The following is an 18,222-nucleotide window of genomic DNA, read 5'->3' on the forward strand; positions in this document are numbered from 1 at the left end:
CATTACATTAAAACTTAAATTTAATGCACCTAAAACCATTATGGCAAATGGGTAAGATTATTTTTTAATAAAACGTTTAATCGTCTTTTCTCCATCTTTCTCAAAAACAACAAAATAAATTCCTTGTCTCAAATTCGAAACATTCAAACTATTGTCATTTATTTTTTGAGATAAAACTATATTTCCTGTTTGAGAATCGACAACATTTAAATTTCCTCCTGAAACATCTTTTGTAAAGAATAACGTCTCTGAAACCGGATTTGGATACACATTAAATGCAATTGCTCTAACCTCTTCTTCTTCAATCGTTGCTGCCGCAGCCGGTGCTCCTGCTCCAACTTTTGTAATTCTGATCCAGTTGATGTTCATACCCGTATTTTGAATATAGATTCCGAAATTATAAGTTCCGGCAGTCACACTTACCGTTTGAGTCACCGTTTGCCAGTTTTGCCATCCTCCGGTATTGGGTACGTCAACATTTCCTAAAACAATTGTTCCTCCGTTTAAATCCGATGATAATCTGCCTCCCGTTACAGCACTTGCTACTCTGTATTCAATTAAATAAGAACCTGTTGTTGAAAAATTAATATTATTGTACGCGATCCAGTCACCCGTTTCGGTATAACCAACATTTGATCCTCCATCAGTATCTGTCGTAGCTTCTACCTGAATTCCGCTCATAGCAGAATAATCTTCAGCCTGAATTAAAGTTGACGTTTGTGCGGTGGTTGTCGAAATTAATTTCCATTGCCCACAAGTTTGGTTGTTGTTATCCCATTGCTGCACATTCGCTCCGTTTGCGGTACTTGCTCCGGCAACCTCAACAATTCTACCGCTGTGTCTGGCCACGATTTTATAAAATCCATCGCCTGTTGCAACCAAAACAAACTGTTGATTCGTAGTTCCGTTATACGGATATTGCTCAACATTAGCGCCATTAGCTTTATTAAAACCATTTACATCTAATGATTGACCACTGTGGTTGGCTATTATTTTATATAACCCATCTCCTAAATGCGTCAAAGTAAATTTTTGATTGTTTCCTGTATTTACAGTTCCCTGTGCTACATTGGCTCCGTTAGCTAAACTGGCATTCCAGACATCCATATTTAAACCACTATTTCTATTTTGTAAATAGAAAGTCTGATTTCCTAAAGTCGTAACTCCGTTGGCAAGAATTCGGATCGAACTTACTTTGTCATTCCACGTTGCATTCAAACACGAATTATCAGAATTAATTACTGTCGATGCTCCGCCAAAATTATCATCCTGATATAGAATCGCCTGAAAACCCTGCGTAATCTTAAGTGATGAAATATCATCATTTAAAACTCCTAAAGCATTTAAACTAGCCAGATTATAATCGCCAATGGTCAATCCGCCAGAAAAACCAGTATAATTACAATCTTTATAAACGGTAATTACATCTGTCGAAGCCGCTATATTTCCTCCAGGCGGAATAGTTCCTGTAATTGAATAACTTCCAATAGAACCATAAGCTGAATATCCTCCGTAACCCGCACTTCCGGCTCCATTTCCATCAACACCCACAAAATATTTTCCGGCAGGTAAATTCACATTCATCGAAGCGTTCAAAGCAAACGGATCAGAATTCCAATAGGTTCCCATTTCGGTTCCGGCCGAATTATACAGTCGAAGTAAAAGGTGCAGATTTCCGTCTCTTGAAACCGTATTGGCGTTGATAGAAACATTTCCACCTCCAGTTGTAAACGTAAAGAAATCATAATCAGCTTCACTTGAAATAATTCCGTTTTTCTGATTGATAGCACCGCTTCCGTTATAATCTAAATTTGCTGCAGAAGCTGTAGTATTTCCATAATCATCACCTCTGTAACCTACTCCAAATTTAGCACTTGCAATAGTGGCAACATCATCTTGTTTATTATTGGCATAATCATATTCTCCTTTGCTCCATTGCACAACAGGTCTGTAATATCCAGCTCCCATAATCGGTGCCCACGAAGTATTGTTTATTCCAACAAAATAATCTTCTGCAGGATTGGTACGACCATCATGACCAAGATCAAAAGTATGTCCAACTTCATGCGCTGAGGCATCTCCACCCGATTTACCTGAAGTAATAAATACCCAACAAGGTACATCATTATCCCAATTGAAGGAACCAATATAAGCGACACCTCCTGCTCCCGGAGCTGCAGTATTAGTTGGAGTTACCACCACGCGCATTCTTCTGTTTCTTGGATAAGAATTAAAAACAGCTTCGCTTGTAGTAACGTTTAGATTGAAAGGTCTGTAATCTTCTGAAACTACTTCCCAATGTTGCTGAACATCGGCATCGCTCATTCCTGATGGCGCTGCGTTGATTGCATTTCCGTTGTTCCAAAGATTTCCTGCCGGCATATTATAACCGTCAAAATCTAACATAACACAGCCTGCCGCGCCTGGCAAACTTTGTAAATTCAGTAAAGCGGGTGCAATTGCAGCAGCAACTGTTGTTTTATTGGTTATTTTTTTAGTATTTTCAGGAATATCTTTAAAATTGATACAAACAATAGTATTGATATCTACTTTAGAAACATAAGCATTTCCCTGAGCATCTGAATAATATTTGAAAGCTTCTTTTGTTTTCTTTAAAATAATATGACCTTCCAGCTTTTTATCCATCACTTTGATGAAAAAAGAAGATTCGGGAACATCTTTGATTTCTCCAATTAGAAATTCGCTTGATGCATTTGATTCTTTATAATTTATTTTTCCTTTAAAGTTTTTTGAATTTTCGACTTCTAGCAAAATTGTTTTTTCAGTACTTTTTGCAGTGGTACTTATTAACTCATTTTTTAATTTATTCATGAAGGTTTTACTCGATCCTAAGGAAGTCTGAGCAATTGCAAAACTGCTAAAAGCCAGAAACAGGACTAAGCTTAACCGAAATTTGTAATTGGTTTTCATATGTAAGGTAGATTTGGGGTTAAAGGGATTGCAATACTATGCTAAAATTTTAACCGCAAAGAGCGCTAAGATTTACGCAATGTTCACAAAGTTTTTATTGATAAAGCTTTGCGAACTTTGTGATTTCTAAGCGCAAACTAAGACAAAAATCTTTGGGAGCTTTGCGGTTAATAAATTGAAATGATTTAACCGCAAAGGGTACTAAGATTTACGCAAAGTCCGCAAAGTTTTTATTGATAAAGTTTTGCGAACTTCGTATTTTCTGAACGTAAACTAAGACAAAAATCTTTGAGCTCTTTGCGGTTAAAAACTTATTTCTTAATAAAACGTCTTACTGTTTTGATTCCGTCTTTTTCAACTAAGATCAAGTAAATTCCCGTTTTTAAACCAGAAACATCAAGACTGTTGTTATTGATTTTTTGTACCGAAACTGTATCGCCACCCTGAGAATTTATAATACTCACATTGGCTCCTGAAACTTCAGCAGTAAAGAAAATAGTGCTTTCTGTAGGATTTGGATAAATAGTCAGGCTTTCAATCTTTTCTTCCGAAACAGTTTCTGTTAAAGCTGTTTTAGCTGCCAAAGCAGAAGCCGATTTTGTGATTCGGAACCAGTTTAAATTTACACCAGAACTCTGAATATAGATTCCGAAGTTATACGTTCCGGCATTTACATTTACTGTTTGAGTAACCGTTTGCCAGTTTTGCCATCCTCCTGTATTGGGTACATTAACAGCACCAAGCTGAATAGTTCCGGCATTTAAATCAGATGATAATTTAGCTCCGGCAACTGCGCTGGCAACTCTGTATTCAATTACATAATTACCCGAAGTTGGAAAATTGATGTTATAATACGCCATCCAATCACCTGTGTCTGCGTAACCTACGTTTAATCCGCCTCCAGTATCCGTTGTAGTTTCAGTTTGAACACCACTCATTGTTGAATAGTTTTCTGCCTGAATTAAAGTTCCGCCTGTTGGTGGCTGACTTCCGGTAATAACCTGATTTACGGCTGTTAATAGTGATTTTGAACCAGTTGCGTCTTGCGATAATTCCCAAATCATAACACCACCGGCATTCTGAATGGCAAAAGTTGTTTTTGCTTTAATAGTTGGAATTCCATTATAATAAATGGTATTTCCAACCTGATCAACATTTTCAGCTCCCGGATATTGCGCTACGATATTAGCATAAGAAATTCCCTGATTGGCTGAAGCTCCAAAACCATATCCGTAAAACGGTAATCCAATTATAGCTTTGCTTGCCGGTAATCCTCTGCCTGTCCAATAATTAAACTGATTAACAGCCATACTATATGGAGAATGCTGACCAGGACTTCCCGGTGCCCAAGGACCTGTTGCATCATAAGCCATAATATTGATCCAGTCGTAAGCTGCAAAAGTAGATGCAGGTACATTTGCACCACCATATCCTTCTGAAAGCGCTGCTGAAATCAATTTGCCATTGGCGTGCAATTTGTTCGCCAAAGCAATTACAAATCCGCCATAATCGCCGTTAATTGCCGGACCTTCAAGATCGACATCGATTCCATCAAAATTATGGGCTACAACGTAATCATATAATTTTTGGATGAAAGCTGTCCTGTTTCCTGGTGTAATTAAATTGAAATAATTGTCACGTATGGCACCACCTTCAGAAACGGAACCTCCACCAAGAGAAACAAAAACTTTTATGCCTTGTCCATGCGCTGCATTAATGATGGTGTTGCTTCCTGAATTGAAAGTCAGATACCCATTTGCATCGGGATTTTCAAACGCAATATTAATGTGCGTTAATTTACTGTACTGAATACTGCTTGAAAAAGCATTTAAATCTACCCAGTTTGGAATATAAGCGATAACTTTTTTTTGGGCTGTTGCTAAACTAAAAATACCCAACATTAAAATAATCATGCATTTCTGCAGCATTCTTCTGTAATTGTTTTTCATAATAATTGTTTTAATAGATTAATAAATTCGTAAATAATGGGGACGGTTTTTGAATTGTATTTTTTTTAGATTTCAGACTTTAAATTTTAGATTTGATTTGCTATGCAATCTAATTTCGTAGAACTAACACTACCTAATTATTACCTAAAATCTAAAGCCTAAAATCAGTTTTTAAAACTATTTTTTAATAAAACGTTTGATCGTCTGTTTGCCTTCTTTTTCAAAAACAATCAAATAGATTCCTTTTCTTAAGTGAGAAACATCGATGCTATTGTTATTGATTTTTTGTGATGCAACTGTAGCGCCTGTTTGAGAATCAACTATTTTTACATTTCCTCCGGAAAGATCGGTTGTTGTAAAAAGAGTACTTTCAACCGGATTTGGATAAACATTTAAAACAGTTTCAACCGCAGCTTCTTCTTCAACTGGAGCTAAAGCCGTTTTTGCAGCCAAACCAGCACCAACTTTTGTGATTTTTATCCAATTGATGTTCATTCCGGTATTTTGAATGTAGATTCCAAAATTGTAGGTTCCTGCATTTACATTTACCGTTTGAGAAACCGTTTGCCAGTTTTGCCATCCTCCAGTATTTGGGATATCAACATTGCCCAATACAATTGAGCCTCCATTTAAATCTGAAGATAATCTACCTCCAGTTACAGCACTCGCCACTCTGTATTCAATTAAATAAGAACCAGTTGTTGGGAAATTTATACTGTTATAAGCCAGCCAATCTCCTGTTTCAGTGTATCCAACATTCGATCCACCACCCGTATCTGTAGTAGCTTCAACCTGAATGCCGCTCATAGCAGAATAATCTTCCGCCTGAATTAAAACAGCTGTTTGCGAGGTTGTTGCCGGAACTAATTTCCATTGCCCACAAGTTTGGTTGTTATTGTCCCATTGCTGTACAATAGCTCCAGAGGCTGTACTTGCGCCTGCAACTTCGACAATTCTTCCGCTGTGTCTGGCTACAATTTTATAAAATCCATCACCTGTAGAAACCAGGACAAATTGCTGATTCGTTGTGGCATTGTATGGATATTGTTCTACGCGCGCGCCATTTGCTTTATTGAAGTTATTTACATCTAAAGATTGACCGCTGTGGTTGGCAATTATCTTATATAAACCATCACCTAAATGGGTAAACGTGAATTTTTGATTGTTTCCAGAATTAAGAGCACCCTGATTTATTCCTGCACCATTAGACATACTTGAATTCCAAACATCCATGTATAAACCACTGTTTCTGTTTTGTAAAAAGAAAGTTTGATTTCCTAAAGTTGTAGTTCCGTTTGCAATAATTCTGATAGAAGTTACTTTGTCATTCCACGTTGTGTTCAAACAAGCATTATCAGCATTAATTACGGTTGAAGTTCCGGTAAAATTATCATCCTGATATAAAATCGCCTGATAACCTTGTGTAATTTTAAGTGAAGAAATATCATCATTTAAAACACCTAAAGTATTCAAACGCGCCAGATTATAATCTCCAATGGTCAATCCTCCTGAGAATCCGGTGTAGTTACAATCTTTATAAACTGTAATTACATCTGTAGTAGCGGGTACAGAAGGAACTGTTCCTGAATATCCTCCAAAACTTGCAATAACTTTTGTTGGTTGCGGAGAATGTAGTGATGGCGATTGATCGGCTACATCATCATAAGCAAATCCGTAAGCCAGATTATCAACACTAATGCCTGGCAAATGCCAAAATTTAGAATAATGATTCGTTGGATTTACCTGATAGAATTTTGATGCATCATACCAGTTTTGTTGTCCCGGATTTGCAGTTGTAGTATTTACAACATGTCTGTTGATTGCTGCTGTCAATTGTGCCTGAATAACAAGATCTAAATCTCCGTCGACCAATCTTCTGTCCAGAACACCTTTTCCTTCAAGCGCTTCCTGAGTTGAAGGTCGGTTTTGAACTCTTCCGGTACGGCCTACAAATCCACCGGATTGTCCAACCATTTCTAGTTGTTCTCCAATTACTCTTCCTTTAAAAACTCCGGCATCTCCGGCATAAAATATTAAATCTTCATTTTTATATTTATTCCAAATGGCATCAATATAAGATTTTAGATAATTGGCCTGAGGTCCTACTGAAGTTCCCCCGGTTCCATCTGCGAAAGCAGGCGTTTTTGATGGCGCTGTAATTTCGCCAGTTGCATCATTCACGCAGCCTTGAAATTCTGATGGTACATTGGCTTTGAAAGCGGCCACAATATCAGCGTGTTTTTTTAATTCTCCTACTCTTTTCTGATAGCCGTTTGCTCCAAATAATTCTAATCCCATTGGGTATTTATAGGAATCCACTCTCGAAGGATTTCCGAAGAAACCATATTGATTATTAGTCAATTCGATGATTTCATATAAAATTCCCTGATTCGGATCTGTAGCATTTAACGGATTTGGCGAAGTATATCCTGAAGGTGCTCCACTTGCTCCAAAAAAATAAAAATACAATTGCTGTCCTTTGGCAATAAAAACTCTACAGCCCGCAATTTGCGGCAGTGTAAAAGTCTTGTTTGGAATTTCGCTCAACTTGGTAAAACAAGCGGCATATTTTGAATTTTGTCCTGGTCCGGTATTTCCGCCAATTGTTGGTCCGGTAACCGTATTATAAGACGAACTCATTGGTAAAACCTGACTCGTTTTTGCATTTACCCAAACGTGATTTCCGGTGGTGTAATCAATTCCCACAATAGCGACATACAATTCGTTGTCGTTAAAGGTGGAGGTATTACTGATGGTAAAAGGTATGGGTCCCTGCCCATACGTAAAATTCGATAGTAATGCGAATAGCATTACAGCAATAAAGGTTTTTAGTAATTTAAAATTTCTCATTCTTCATTCATTTTTAGTTAATAAATTGGTTTTTAATTAATTAGTAATAATGAGAAAATATTTATGCGTAAAAAGCCGGGTGTAACTATTTAGGATCATTACACCCAGCCTGTTTTTTTTTTATTATTGCCTGATCAGTTTTTTAGACCAGCTTTTTTGATCTGATTTAAAATTCAGAATATAGATTCCGCTTCTGAGTTTGCTGATATCAATTAAACTTTCATTGCTGTCAGAATCCAGTTTATACTGTAATACCTGAGTTCCTGAATTATCATAAATTGTTACTACTTTATTGTCTAGTTTTCCAGGTAATGAAAGCTGTACATAGTTAGTCGCCGGATTTGGATACATCACAAATGCAGTAGTTTCTACTTCAGTTTCTTCAATAACAGCTGCTTTTTTAGCTGTTGAAGCAGATCCGTAAGCTTCTATTTCGAATAGAGAATATCCGTATGGAGCCAATGCTTTTGTGTTACATAAGATTCGGATATATCTTCCTGTTCCGCTTACCGCTAAATCATCAGTTCCTCCATCGCTGGCGGTTTGTGTGTTTACGGTTTCATTTTCGGTAAAAACATTATCTGTCGAAATTTGTATTTTATATTGGGTTGCAAAAGCGGCCTCCCATTTCAAAACCACGCGATTGATGTTGTAATTGCTTCCCAAATCAACATAAATCCATTCACTTGTATTGGCAAAACTACTCGCCCAACGTGTTCCTGCATCGCCGTCTGTGGCTTTCGCCGAAGTGTAAGTAGCATTTTCTTCTGTAGAAGCTGTAGTTGTTTTTGCCAAAGCTAAATTAGTATTAGTTGGAACCGTAATATTTCGAACGATAACATCGCTGAAAACTCCTGTTGTCAAAGTTCCATTGGCATGAGATGTTACAGCCATACCCACATAAATGGTGCTCGCCATGGCAATCGTTCTTGGTGTACCAAGTTGGGTCCAGGTTGTTCCGTTATCTGAAGTATAAGATGTAAATACATTTGCTGATCTGACAATACGAATCCATTTTGGAGCCGTTCCAGCCGCTACGGTAGCAGTTGTGATCCCCGAAACAACATCTCTTGATAAAAATTCTACACCTGCTGCTGCACTTACATCAGTCATCGCATGTTTAGAAGTTGGCGTAAGCGTTTCACGGAACATTACTCCCGCTTTTGCGTACGTATTGGTATTCATTAGTGAATTTACTTTGGCAATAATTTCAGCATCACCTGTAATCGGTTGGTTTACAAATTGAAACTGATCGCTGGTTTCCCAAATATCGTTTCCTGAACCTTTGATTGTAAAAGTTCCGCTGGCATGAGTCGCTTCTCCCGCAGGAGTAACAGCACCCAAATCGGTACTTACCCACGGCGCAGGTAAAGTTGCCGGTGGATTTTCTGTAGAAACTAAATTTACTGCTCTTATATTATCAAAATAATACGTGTTTCCAGAACTTGTTCCCGGTTCTAACAAGAAAACAAAACGATTTACTTCACTGTCTAATGTCGATGCATCTGGCGAACTTGCATAGGTAAATACAAGTGTATGCCAGGTGTTGGTTTGTTTTACAACAGCCTGATAAATACTATGCCTTCCTGCAGGATAATTAGATGGAATTGAAGCACTACTTTCTGCCTGCCATGAAATTACAGATCCAACAGGTGCCGATGTATAAACATCCATAGCAAACTTTTTAGTTCCTGCTTTGAAATCTCCAATATTGGTTAAAGTCGTATTGAATGAAAAATTATCATATAATTCCGTTGCTTTTCTAACGTATTTTCCAACGTTTGAAGAAGTATTGATTCCGCTTGCGTTTGGATTTGCCGTGTTTGGTGTATACGTTCCGATAGCATCTCTAAACGTAATATTATGAACAGTTTGATAGTCTTCATACACAACTCCTGGTGTAAAGGTGTCCGGAAGTTTAGTTGAACCAATTCTGATATTATCAAAGTAATACGTATCGCTGGTGTAAGAACCTGAGTTGGCTAATATTACCATTTGATTTACAGCCAGGTTTGAAGTTCCCGCATCAGGACTTGAATTATAATAAAAAGTCAGTGTTTCCCATTGATTTTGTTTGGTGGTAATCGCGACGTAGTTACTATTTCTTCCTGTTGGAAAATTAGCCGGAAGCGATGTCGCACTATTCTCTAAATTCAAACTCACAACAGTTCCGATTGGTGCCGAAGTATAAACATCAATCATGATTTTATTCGTCTGATTTTTTAGTAAACCTGCATCTTCAATATTGTTTTGTGTATTGAAGAAAAGCACATCATATTGTTCCGTTACATTTCGAACATACTTCGCCACATTTGCTGATGAGTTTACCGAATTTGCTCCGGGATTTGCTACTACAGAATATGTTCCGGTTGTAGTTCCTTTTATAATTTTATTGATTCCGTCATAATTTTGCAAAACATCGGTAGCAATAATTGGTTTCTCTCGTGCTGCTTTTGTGAGTAAATTATCAAAATAATAGGTTGCACCTGAATTCGAATTGGATTCAAAAAGAAAAACCACATTATTGATTGTTAAGGCACTTGTATTTGGGTCAATTACTTTTTCGAATTCAAATTCAATTGTTTCCCATTTGTTTTGCACCGTTGTTGTGGCTTTGTAACCGCTATGTCTTCCTGATGGAAAATTGGTTGCTGTTGTTACCAAGCTATTTTCGAGTTGCATAGAAATCTTAGTACCAACCGGTGCCGATGTATAAATATCAAAAGAAAGCTTTTTTCTCCCGTACACATAATCATTTGCATTGCTGATTGTTACATTTTTGATATTTAAAACATCATACAATTCAGAAGCATTACGAACATATTTCCCTACTGAAGCAGAAGTATTAATCCCAGTCGCTGACGGATTTGCAACAGCTTCTGTCAAAACCCCTGTTTTGTTTCCGTAAACAACATTTCGATTTGATTGAAAATCTTCGTAAATTCTTTCTACCGGTAAAGGTGCTTCTGTGGTTACGGCCAGTTTATAGGTATTAGCAGCACATCCTGAAACTGTAGTAGCTACGGCAACATCTCCCCCAGAAGTTCCCCAGTTAACCGTAATCGTGTTTGTACCTTGCCCGGACGCAATGGTTGCTCCCGCAGGAACTGACCAGTTGTAAGTTGCACCTGAAATCGCATTTATAGAATAGGTTTTACCCGTTTCATTGTGGTATACTTTTGCATCACCCAAAACGCCATACGTAAAACTTCCACTGTAAACACGAACGTAATCAACTTGTAATTTGGCGGGAAAATCAGCCGGAATTGGCTCCACTCCTGCTCCGTTTACACTGGTATAAGGTGTTCCTAAACTACCAACAGCCAAATTCAAAATAATATAAAACTGTTGATCATTAAAAGGCCATCCTCCATTTACAGTAGTATTTGGTGTAGCGGTATGGAATAAATTACCGTCAATAAACCATTTAATGATATTTGGTCCCCATTCTACAGCATAAACGTGAAATTCTGTCGATAAATCAGTTGGCGAAGTATAACTTCTGCCTGTAAAATGATAACCGCCTCCGTCATAATGAATGGTTCCGTCTATAGATTTTGGGTTTCTGTGTTTGGCTTCCATAATATCAATTTCACCTGTAAAAGGCCAATTTGATGTGCCTGCCGGTAACATCCAGAATGCCGGCCACGCTCCCATTCCTGAAGATAATTTCATACGGGCTTCAATTCTACCATATTTAATAGCATATTTTCCTTCCGTAGTCAGTTTTGCAGAGGAATAAGGTTGTTGAGGAAAGGATGCATTTGGTTCGTATTTTGCCTGAATATTCAAATAACTGTCTGTTCCTTCCTTTACAATTGTTGCCTGATTTGGATCATAACGTTGTGCTTCTCCATTTCCAAATCCGCAAAGCGAAGGACATCCGTTTCCGGAAATACTTTGCCATTTAGTTAAATCTACTGTTGTTCCGTTGAATTCATCAGACCAGATTAAAGTGTTGCATTGGGCCTGAAGTTTTAGAAAAGATGTAAGAAAAAATAGTACCAGAATGATACACCTTTTTAAAAAATAATAATTATTTCCCGGTGGTCGGCCGAAAAAAGAGTCTTTTTGTTTCATTTGTTTTGGTTTTTTGTTAGTAAAGATTATTAACACAATAAATCTTCTGTTTTACAAAAAACAAATCAATATTGTATTAATAAGATGACAATATTAACAAATAAACTACCCAAGACTTCAATTTTGGGCTACGGTTTGACTACGGTGTTTATAAAAAAATGTAATAAACAGCTTTCAAAAACCGTAAAACTACTTAGGAATTTACTGATAGTAAAAAATTGCTTATGTATTGAATTTAAACAGATCAGGCAAAGATTTAATTTGTAGGAATTTAGGAAAAATTAAAAATTGATTATTAAAAATTAAAAATCTGCCAAATCTGCCAAATCTGCGTGAGAAAATATTAGCCACAGATTAATGGGTTAAAATGATTTTGTCTCTCGCAGATTTGGCAGATCTAGCAGATTAATTTGGATATCATCTGCGGATATCTGCTTAAATCTTTTTAAAATCTGCGTGAAAATATTCATCTAAAAATTAAGAATAAACTCCGTAATATTAGTATCTGATGGAAGTTGCAATTTCTTGCGAATGCGATAACGTGTGTCTTCCACGCCTCTTACGGAGATTCCTAAAAGCGGCGCAATCTCTTTGGTATTGAAATTCATGCGCAAATAAGCACATAATCGCATATCGCGAGGAGTTAATTCCGGAAAACTTGTTTTTAAACGTTGCATAAAATTATCATGAAGCTGATTGAATATTTCTTCAAACTCATTCCAATGCTGATCGCCTTGTAATTCGTGATCGATTATTCGGTTAATTTTGGCTAGTAAACTGAAATTAGTATTCGAATCGTTTTTCTTATCAATCTGGCCAATGAGTTCTTTAATAGAAAGTAAAATTTTATTTAAGTGGATAAGATTCACCGTATTCGAAGCCACTTTAGCATTTTTCAGATTAATAGTCGCTTCAAGATTTTCACGCATAATGGCCATATTTTCCTGTTCTAAGGTTAATTTTTGCTCATTTAATTCGGCACGATTTCTTAAAAGCTCTTTTTCCTGATTTAAAATTAATTGCTCACGATCACGCTCTGCCAGATTTTTTTGATATTTAATAATCGCATAAATCAGAACACCAAAAAGCAGCAAATACAAAATATAGGCCCAGCTAGTTCTGTACCATGGCGGTGAAACTTCGAATTTAAAAACTGCTTCTTCGCTTACAACATCGTAGATATTTTTTGCTCTTACATGAAAAACATATTCGTTTTCTGGCAAATTGGTATATTCTTTTTCGGTCTGAAGGCTCCACTCTGACCATTTGGGTTCAAAACCTTCCAGCCAATATTCATATTTTGTTGCATCAGCTTCATCATAACATAATGAAGCAAACGAAAAATGCAAAGCGTTATTCGAATACGATAAATCCGGGCAAAAAACTTTTTCTTCAGATTTTATATTTGTGGGAAGCACATCATATCGACTTGAAAACAATAGGCTGTCTTTCGGGAAAATACATTTTACTTCAGAAATAACAGCTTTATATTTAGACTGATAACTTTTGGTTTTCATCTTATTATAATGAATCAAACCATCCTGAGTTCCAAAAAATACATCTCCGCTTGCCGTTGTTTGAATGTTTTCGAAACCAGGAACATATAAATATCTTAATTTCCTAAAAGGCAATTCTTCTACTTCAAAATTTCCGTCTGCTTTCTGACTCATTTTTCCGGTATTTTCTCCTGAAACATACCAGATATTATTTTGATTATCAACTTTAAGCAAACGAATGTGATTTTGCAGGCCAAGATATTTTCTGAAAACAGGATCCGGAACCATTTCTTTTGAATTAGAATCTTGTTTGTAAACTCCTTTTGTTGTTCCAAAAAGTATTTGGTTATTTATTTTGAAAGTATTCAAAAACAAACTTGACGGAAAGCCAGCTTCCTGATTGTAAAACTGAATATGTGAAACGGCATCAAAAGTTTTATTGAATTTTAGTTTGTAAATTCCTTTATAACCGTGAGCGATCCAGATATTTCCTGCTGCATCCGTTTCAATTACCCTACTGCTTTCTTCAAATCCTTTTATTTTATGCTGAAAAACCCAGGAGTTATTTATTTTCTTCAATAAATACAATCCGTTATAACCTCCAACTAATAATAAATCAGCATGATTAGGCACAATAACTCCTTGCCATGCGCCATCTGTTTTGGCTAATAATTGAGCCGAATTGCCTTTTATTTCGAAAATTCCGTTTTTTTCAAAAGCCAAAAGTGAATTTCCAAAAACTCCTATATTCCATACATTTTCAGACATTCCGGAAATATGCTGAAAGTGTACATTTTTATGCTGATTCTTTTTATAGTCTTCCCAATCCATCCAAAAAACACCATTATCTGTAGCGATGTAAAGTTTGTCCTGATGAATTTTACTGCAGTATATTTTGGTTTCAGAATTTGAGGCATCCACTATTTTGGATAAAGGAGACGAAATCTGAATTAATGAAACTCCTTCTTTCAGGGTTATCCATAAATTGCCAGCGACATCCACTTTAAGATTGGTAACAAAATCGTTTTGCAAACCCATTTGTTTATTAATATGCTGAATCAAATTTCCAGAACTATCCAGAACTATCAATCCTGATTGACGCGTCCCGATTCCAAAATATCCATCAGAAAGAAGAATAGCTGTTGAGATTTGATTTTGCTTTAATAAAGCATCGACTTTGGTTGCAAAAGGTTTTAACTCGTTGTTTTTATATTTAAAAAGTCCATTTTTTTGCGTTAGAAGTACCAAACCATCTTTTGTTTCAAAGATTTTCCTGATTTTCATGCCGATAAATTGCAAACTATTAGGAATTGCAACCAAAGCATCATTTTCCAGTTTCAATAAACCTTTCGCATTATCTGAAACATAAATGATTTTATTGGTTTCAAAAAAATCATCAAATTTCGCAGCAGATTGTATTACTTTGATTTTGTTCTCCTTATAAATAAAAATCTCTTCATTAGAAAAAAAGATCACTTCGTTATTTCGGATAACAGTATGTAAAACATCACCAAAATTTTTGGCTGAAGCAGGAAGTAACTTTACAAGAGAGGTGTATTTATATTGTCCGTTGCGTAATTGAACCGCATAACCAAAATCTCCCTGAGCACCTACATATATTTTATCATTTTTGTCGATGGCAAGAGAACGGACCATACTTTTGTTTTCGGGCTGAGTAACGATGCTCCATCGTACGCCATCAAACTGCATGATACCAAAATGATTTGCAAAAAACATCATCCCTTTAGAATCTTGTATAAGATCACAATTTTCTGAAGCTGCTTTATACGTTTTCGGATTGTAATTTGTGATAAACGGAACTCCAATTTTCTTAATTTGAGCATTAACAATTGAAGGCAAAAGAGATATTGATAGAACTAAAATTCTAATTATAAATTTCGTCATTTTGTTTCTTTCTGTAGGTTAGTTTTGTGGTGTGTAAGAACCACAATCTAAAAATTAACTCTCGGGGGAAAAGTCAATTTTCAGGCAAAAAGAAATTATTTAATTAGGCTTTTGTAGTAACGATTTGGCAATTTAAAGCGCTAAAAAAATGAATCCCTAAAATCAAATATAGAAAAAATTATTTTAATGTAACTAATTGCATTAAAATTAGATAATTTGATAATGAGTAAATTAGGGGATTAGATAATGAGCCAATTAGATAATGAACCAATTAGATAATTAGATAATTTTTTAAGTACAATTTTGTCATCCTGACGTAGGAAGGATCACACACGTAACTCTACAAAGATTGGCGATTTTGATTGCGGAGCTTCTAGTGTGATCCTTCCTACGTCAGGATGACAAACAATCGCACCTAAACCTGAAACTTGAAACTTGAAACCTGAAACCTGAAACCTGAAACTAAAAAAACCTAAATTCCAAGCAAGCCACTCAACTCTTCGTAACTATTAAAAAGAATCGCTCCTTCTTTTTCTAAGTCTTCGTTATTAAATCCATTGGCAAAACCGTATACTTTAAAACCGCCACTGATTCCGGCTTTAACTCCGGCTTTACTATCTTCGAGAACAATACAATTGTTTATGTCAAAACCCATTTCTTCAGCAGCAAACAAAAATATTCCCGGTTCCGGTTTCCAGCTTTTTATTTGATAAGAACTAAATATTTTACCTTCAAATTTGTCCAATAAACCTGCTACTTCAAGATTCAATCTGATTTTTTCAACCGGACCACTAGAAGCTACACAATACGGAATTTTCAATTTTTCTATAAAGGCAATAACACCTTCCATTGGTTTTACTTGTGTTTTGAAAGCCTCGAAACTTCTCTCTCTATATTCTGACTCAAAACTATCTGGAAGTTTTTTTCCAATAGAATCCTCAACATGCAGGAAACATTCTTTTAAGTTACGACCATTAAAATTACTGTAGGCATCTTCAATTTTCATTTCGAAACCATGTTCGGCGGCCATCGAAAGCAGAATTTCGTTACCTATTTTTTCAGTGTCTACAAGAACTCCGTCACAATCGAAAATAATACATTTAACTTCCATACTTTATTATTACATTTTTAATTATCAGTTGACAAGAAATGTAAAATACAAAATTATTTTTATAAAGTGATCGGGATTTAAAGCGAAGTCGAAATTTTTGAAATAATTTGAATGATAAAATCGGCTTGGGCAGGATTTATTTTTTTGAGTGCTTCTGCAGTTTGAAACCATTCTGCTTTATCAATTTCGGGAAAACTTTTCATCGTTCCTGATTTAGGCGGCCATTCGATTTCAAATTCATTACTTTTTATCAAAGTAACATCAATATCAAATTCTACAGCCCAGGCCAAAACTGTTTTTCCTGATTTCAGTTTTACAAATTCAAGTGGTATAAAATCACCTTCCGCTTCAAAACCGGTTTCTTCCTGAAACTCTCGTTTTGCAGCTTCCAGAGGATCTTCATCGTCTGTAAACTCGCCTTTAGGAATAGACCAGCTTTCTAAATCTTTATTTTTCCAGAAAGGCCCACCAGGATGCACCAATAAAAAATAAATAGTTGAATCTATAAACTTGTAGAGTAATATACCGGCGCTTTGTTTCATGTGAATAGTATTGATTATTAGTATAAAGATACTGTTTTAGTAGAAATTCATTCATTTAAAACTTTTTAATAATCAACTGGATGTACATATTTGCCCTCATTCTGTACTTATGTTCAAAAATTGATTCGTAAATTTAAACTTTCATGATAACAAACATCAACAAGAAATTAAACCCTATTATATTTTGAAAAAACATATTCTATTAACTACAATTCTGGCAAGTAGCTTTGCCCTTTATTCACAAAACAAAACAGTTATTATTACCAATTCTCTTCCTGTTAACAGGGAATTTGAGACAGTAGAACTTACCAAAAAAGCACTCGGATTATCGAATTCAGTTAAACTGGAAGAACTTGCCGTAAAAGAAAAAAACAGTGATTTATTTCTCGAAAGTCAGGCTGTAGATAATGATGGCGACGGAACTATGGATGTTTTATTGTTTCAGCCGAAAATAAGTGCTTCTTCTCAAAAAGAATTCGAAATTGTGGCGGCTGCAAATACATCGGCAACAAAAAACATCAATTGCTATTCGAGATTTGTACCAGAAAGAACAGACGATTATGCCTGGGAAAACAATAAAGTTGCATTTAGAACTTACGGTCCGGTGGCACAAAAAATGGTAGAAGATAAAATCCCTGGCGGAACATTGACCAGCGGAATTGATGCGTGGTTAAAAAGAGTGGAATATCCTATTATTAATAAATGGTACGAAAAAACCGTTTCAGGAACCGGATCTTATCATAAAGATACTGGCGAAGGTCTGGATAATTTTCAGGTTGGCGAGAGTCGCGGAATTGGCGGAATTGCCGTAAATGTAGATGGAAAATATTATTTTTCGAAGAATTTCATCAGCTGGAAAACCATTACAACCGGACCAATCAGAACGAGTTTTATTCTGACGTATGCTGATTGGGATGCCAAGGGCAATAAAATAACCGAATCAAAATTGATTAGTCTGGATTACGGAAGCTATTTATCTCATTTTGAAATTCATATTACAGGAACAAAAACAATTGCAGCCGGGTTAACACTTCATGATAAAAAAGGGACTATTGGAACCAATGTTAAAGAAGGCTGGTTAAGCCATTGGGAACCAATTGACGATTCTGAAATTGGAATGGGATTGGTCGCACCAAAAAATACTTTATTAAGTTTTGACAATCATGTTACGACTGAAAAAGAATTAAGCAATTTGTATGGAAACCTAAAAGTAAAAAATAATAAAGTGGTCTATTTTGCTGGTTTTGGATGGAAAAAAGGAAGTCCGTTTCAGACGAAAGCAGAATGGGAAACGTATTTGAGTTCTTTTGCTAAAAAGGTAAATAATCCGCTTGTTGTTAAGGTGAAAAAGTAATTTA

Annotated in this window: 8 protein-coding genes; 1 reads left to right on the forward strand and 7 read right to left on the reverse strand. The window is 35.9% G+C overall.

The genetic code is table 11. From position 1 onward, the window contains the following. Nucleotides 1-57 precede the first annotated feature (57 nt). From AC1RRN_RS14520 to AC1RRN_RS14550, 7 genes are all read right to left on the reverse strand, one after another. Entirely contained in the window at nucleotides 58-2,931 is a 2,874-nt protein-coding gene (locus tag AC1RRN_RS14520) for an RICIN domain-containing protein (RefSeq protein ID WP_492967984.1), read from the reverse strand. Nucleotides 2,932-3,242: 311 nt separating this feature from the next. Continuing rightward, nucleotides 3,243-4,880, reverse strand: a complete 1,638-nt coding sequence (locus AC1RRN_RS14525) for a glycosyl hydrolase family 18 protein (RefSeq protein ID WP_492967985.1) — start codon at nucleotides 4,878-4,880, stop codon at nucleotides 3,243-3,245. A 177-nt stretch (nucleotides 4,881-5,057) separates the two neighbouring features. After that, the gene (locus AC1RRN_RS14530) at nucleotides 5,058-7,730 is read right to left on the reverse strand and encodes a beta-1,3-glucanase family protein (RefSeq protein WP_492967986.1); all 2,673 of its coding nucleotides are present in this window, start codon (nucleotides 7,728-7,730) and stop codon (nucleotides 5,058-5,060) included. Between the two features lie 123 nt (nucleotides 7,731-7,853). Then, nucleotides 7,854-11,810 (reverse strand): family 16 glycosylhydrolase, encoded by a 3,957-nt coding sequence (locus tag AC1RRN_RS14535; protein ID WP_492967987.1) that lies wholly within the window; start codon nucleotides 11,808-11,810, stop codon nucleotides 7,854-7,856. Between the two features lie 470 nt (nucleotides 11,811-12,280). Beyond that, a complete protein-coding gene (locus AC1RRN_RS14540; RefSeq protein WP_492967988.1) occupies nucleotides 12,281-15,211 on the reverse strand; it encodes a triple tyrosine motif-containing protein in 2,931 nt (976 codons plus the stop codon). A gap of 472 nt (nucleotides 15,212-15,683) precedes the next feature. Next, entirely contained in the window at nucleotides 15,684-16,322 is a 639-nt protein-coding gene (locus AC1RRN_RS14545; RefSeq protein ID WP_492967989.1) for an HAD family hydrolase, read from the reverse strand. 77 nt (nucleotides 16,323-16,399) lie between these two features. After that, a complete protein-coding gene (locus AC1RRN_RS14550) occupies nucleotides 16,400-16,864 on the reverse strand; it encodes an NUDIX hydrolase (protein ID WP_492967990.1) in 465 nt (154 codons plus the stop codon). 184 nt (nucleotides 16,865-17,048) lie between these two features. Between AC1RRN_RS14550 and AC1RRN_RS14555 the strand changes: the two genes are divergently transcribed. Then, complete coding sequence (locus AC1RRN_RS14555; protein WP_492967991.1) at nucleotides 17,049-18,218, forward strand: BT3233 family polysaccharide utilization protein; 1,170 nt, start codon at nucleotides 17,049-17,051, stop codon at nucleotides 18,216-18,218. Nucleotides 18,219-18,222: the final 4 nt, after the last annotated feature.

This window comes from Flavobacterium sp. GW821-FHT11G01 (assembly GCF_058808175.1).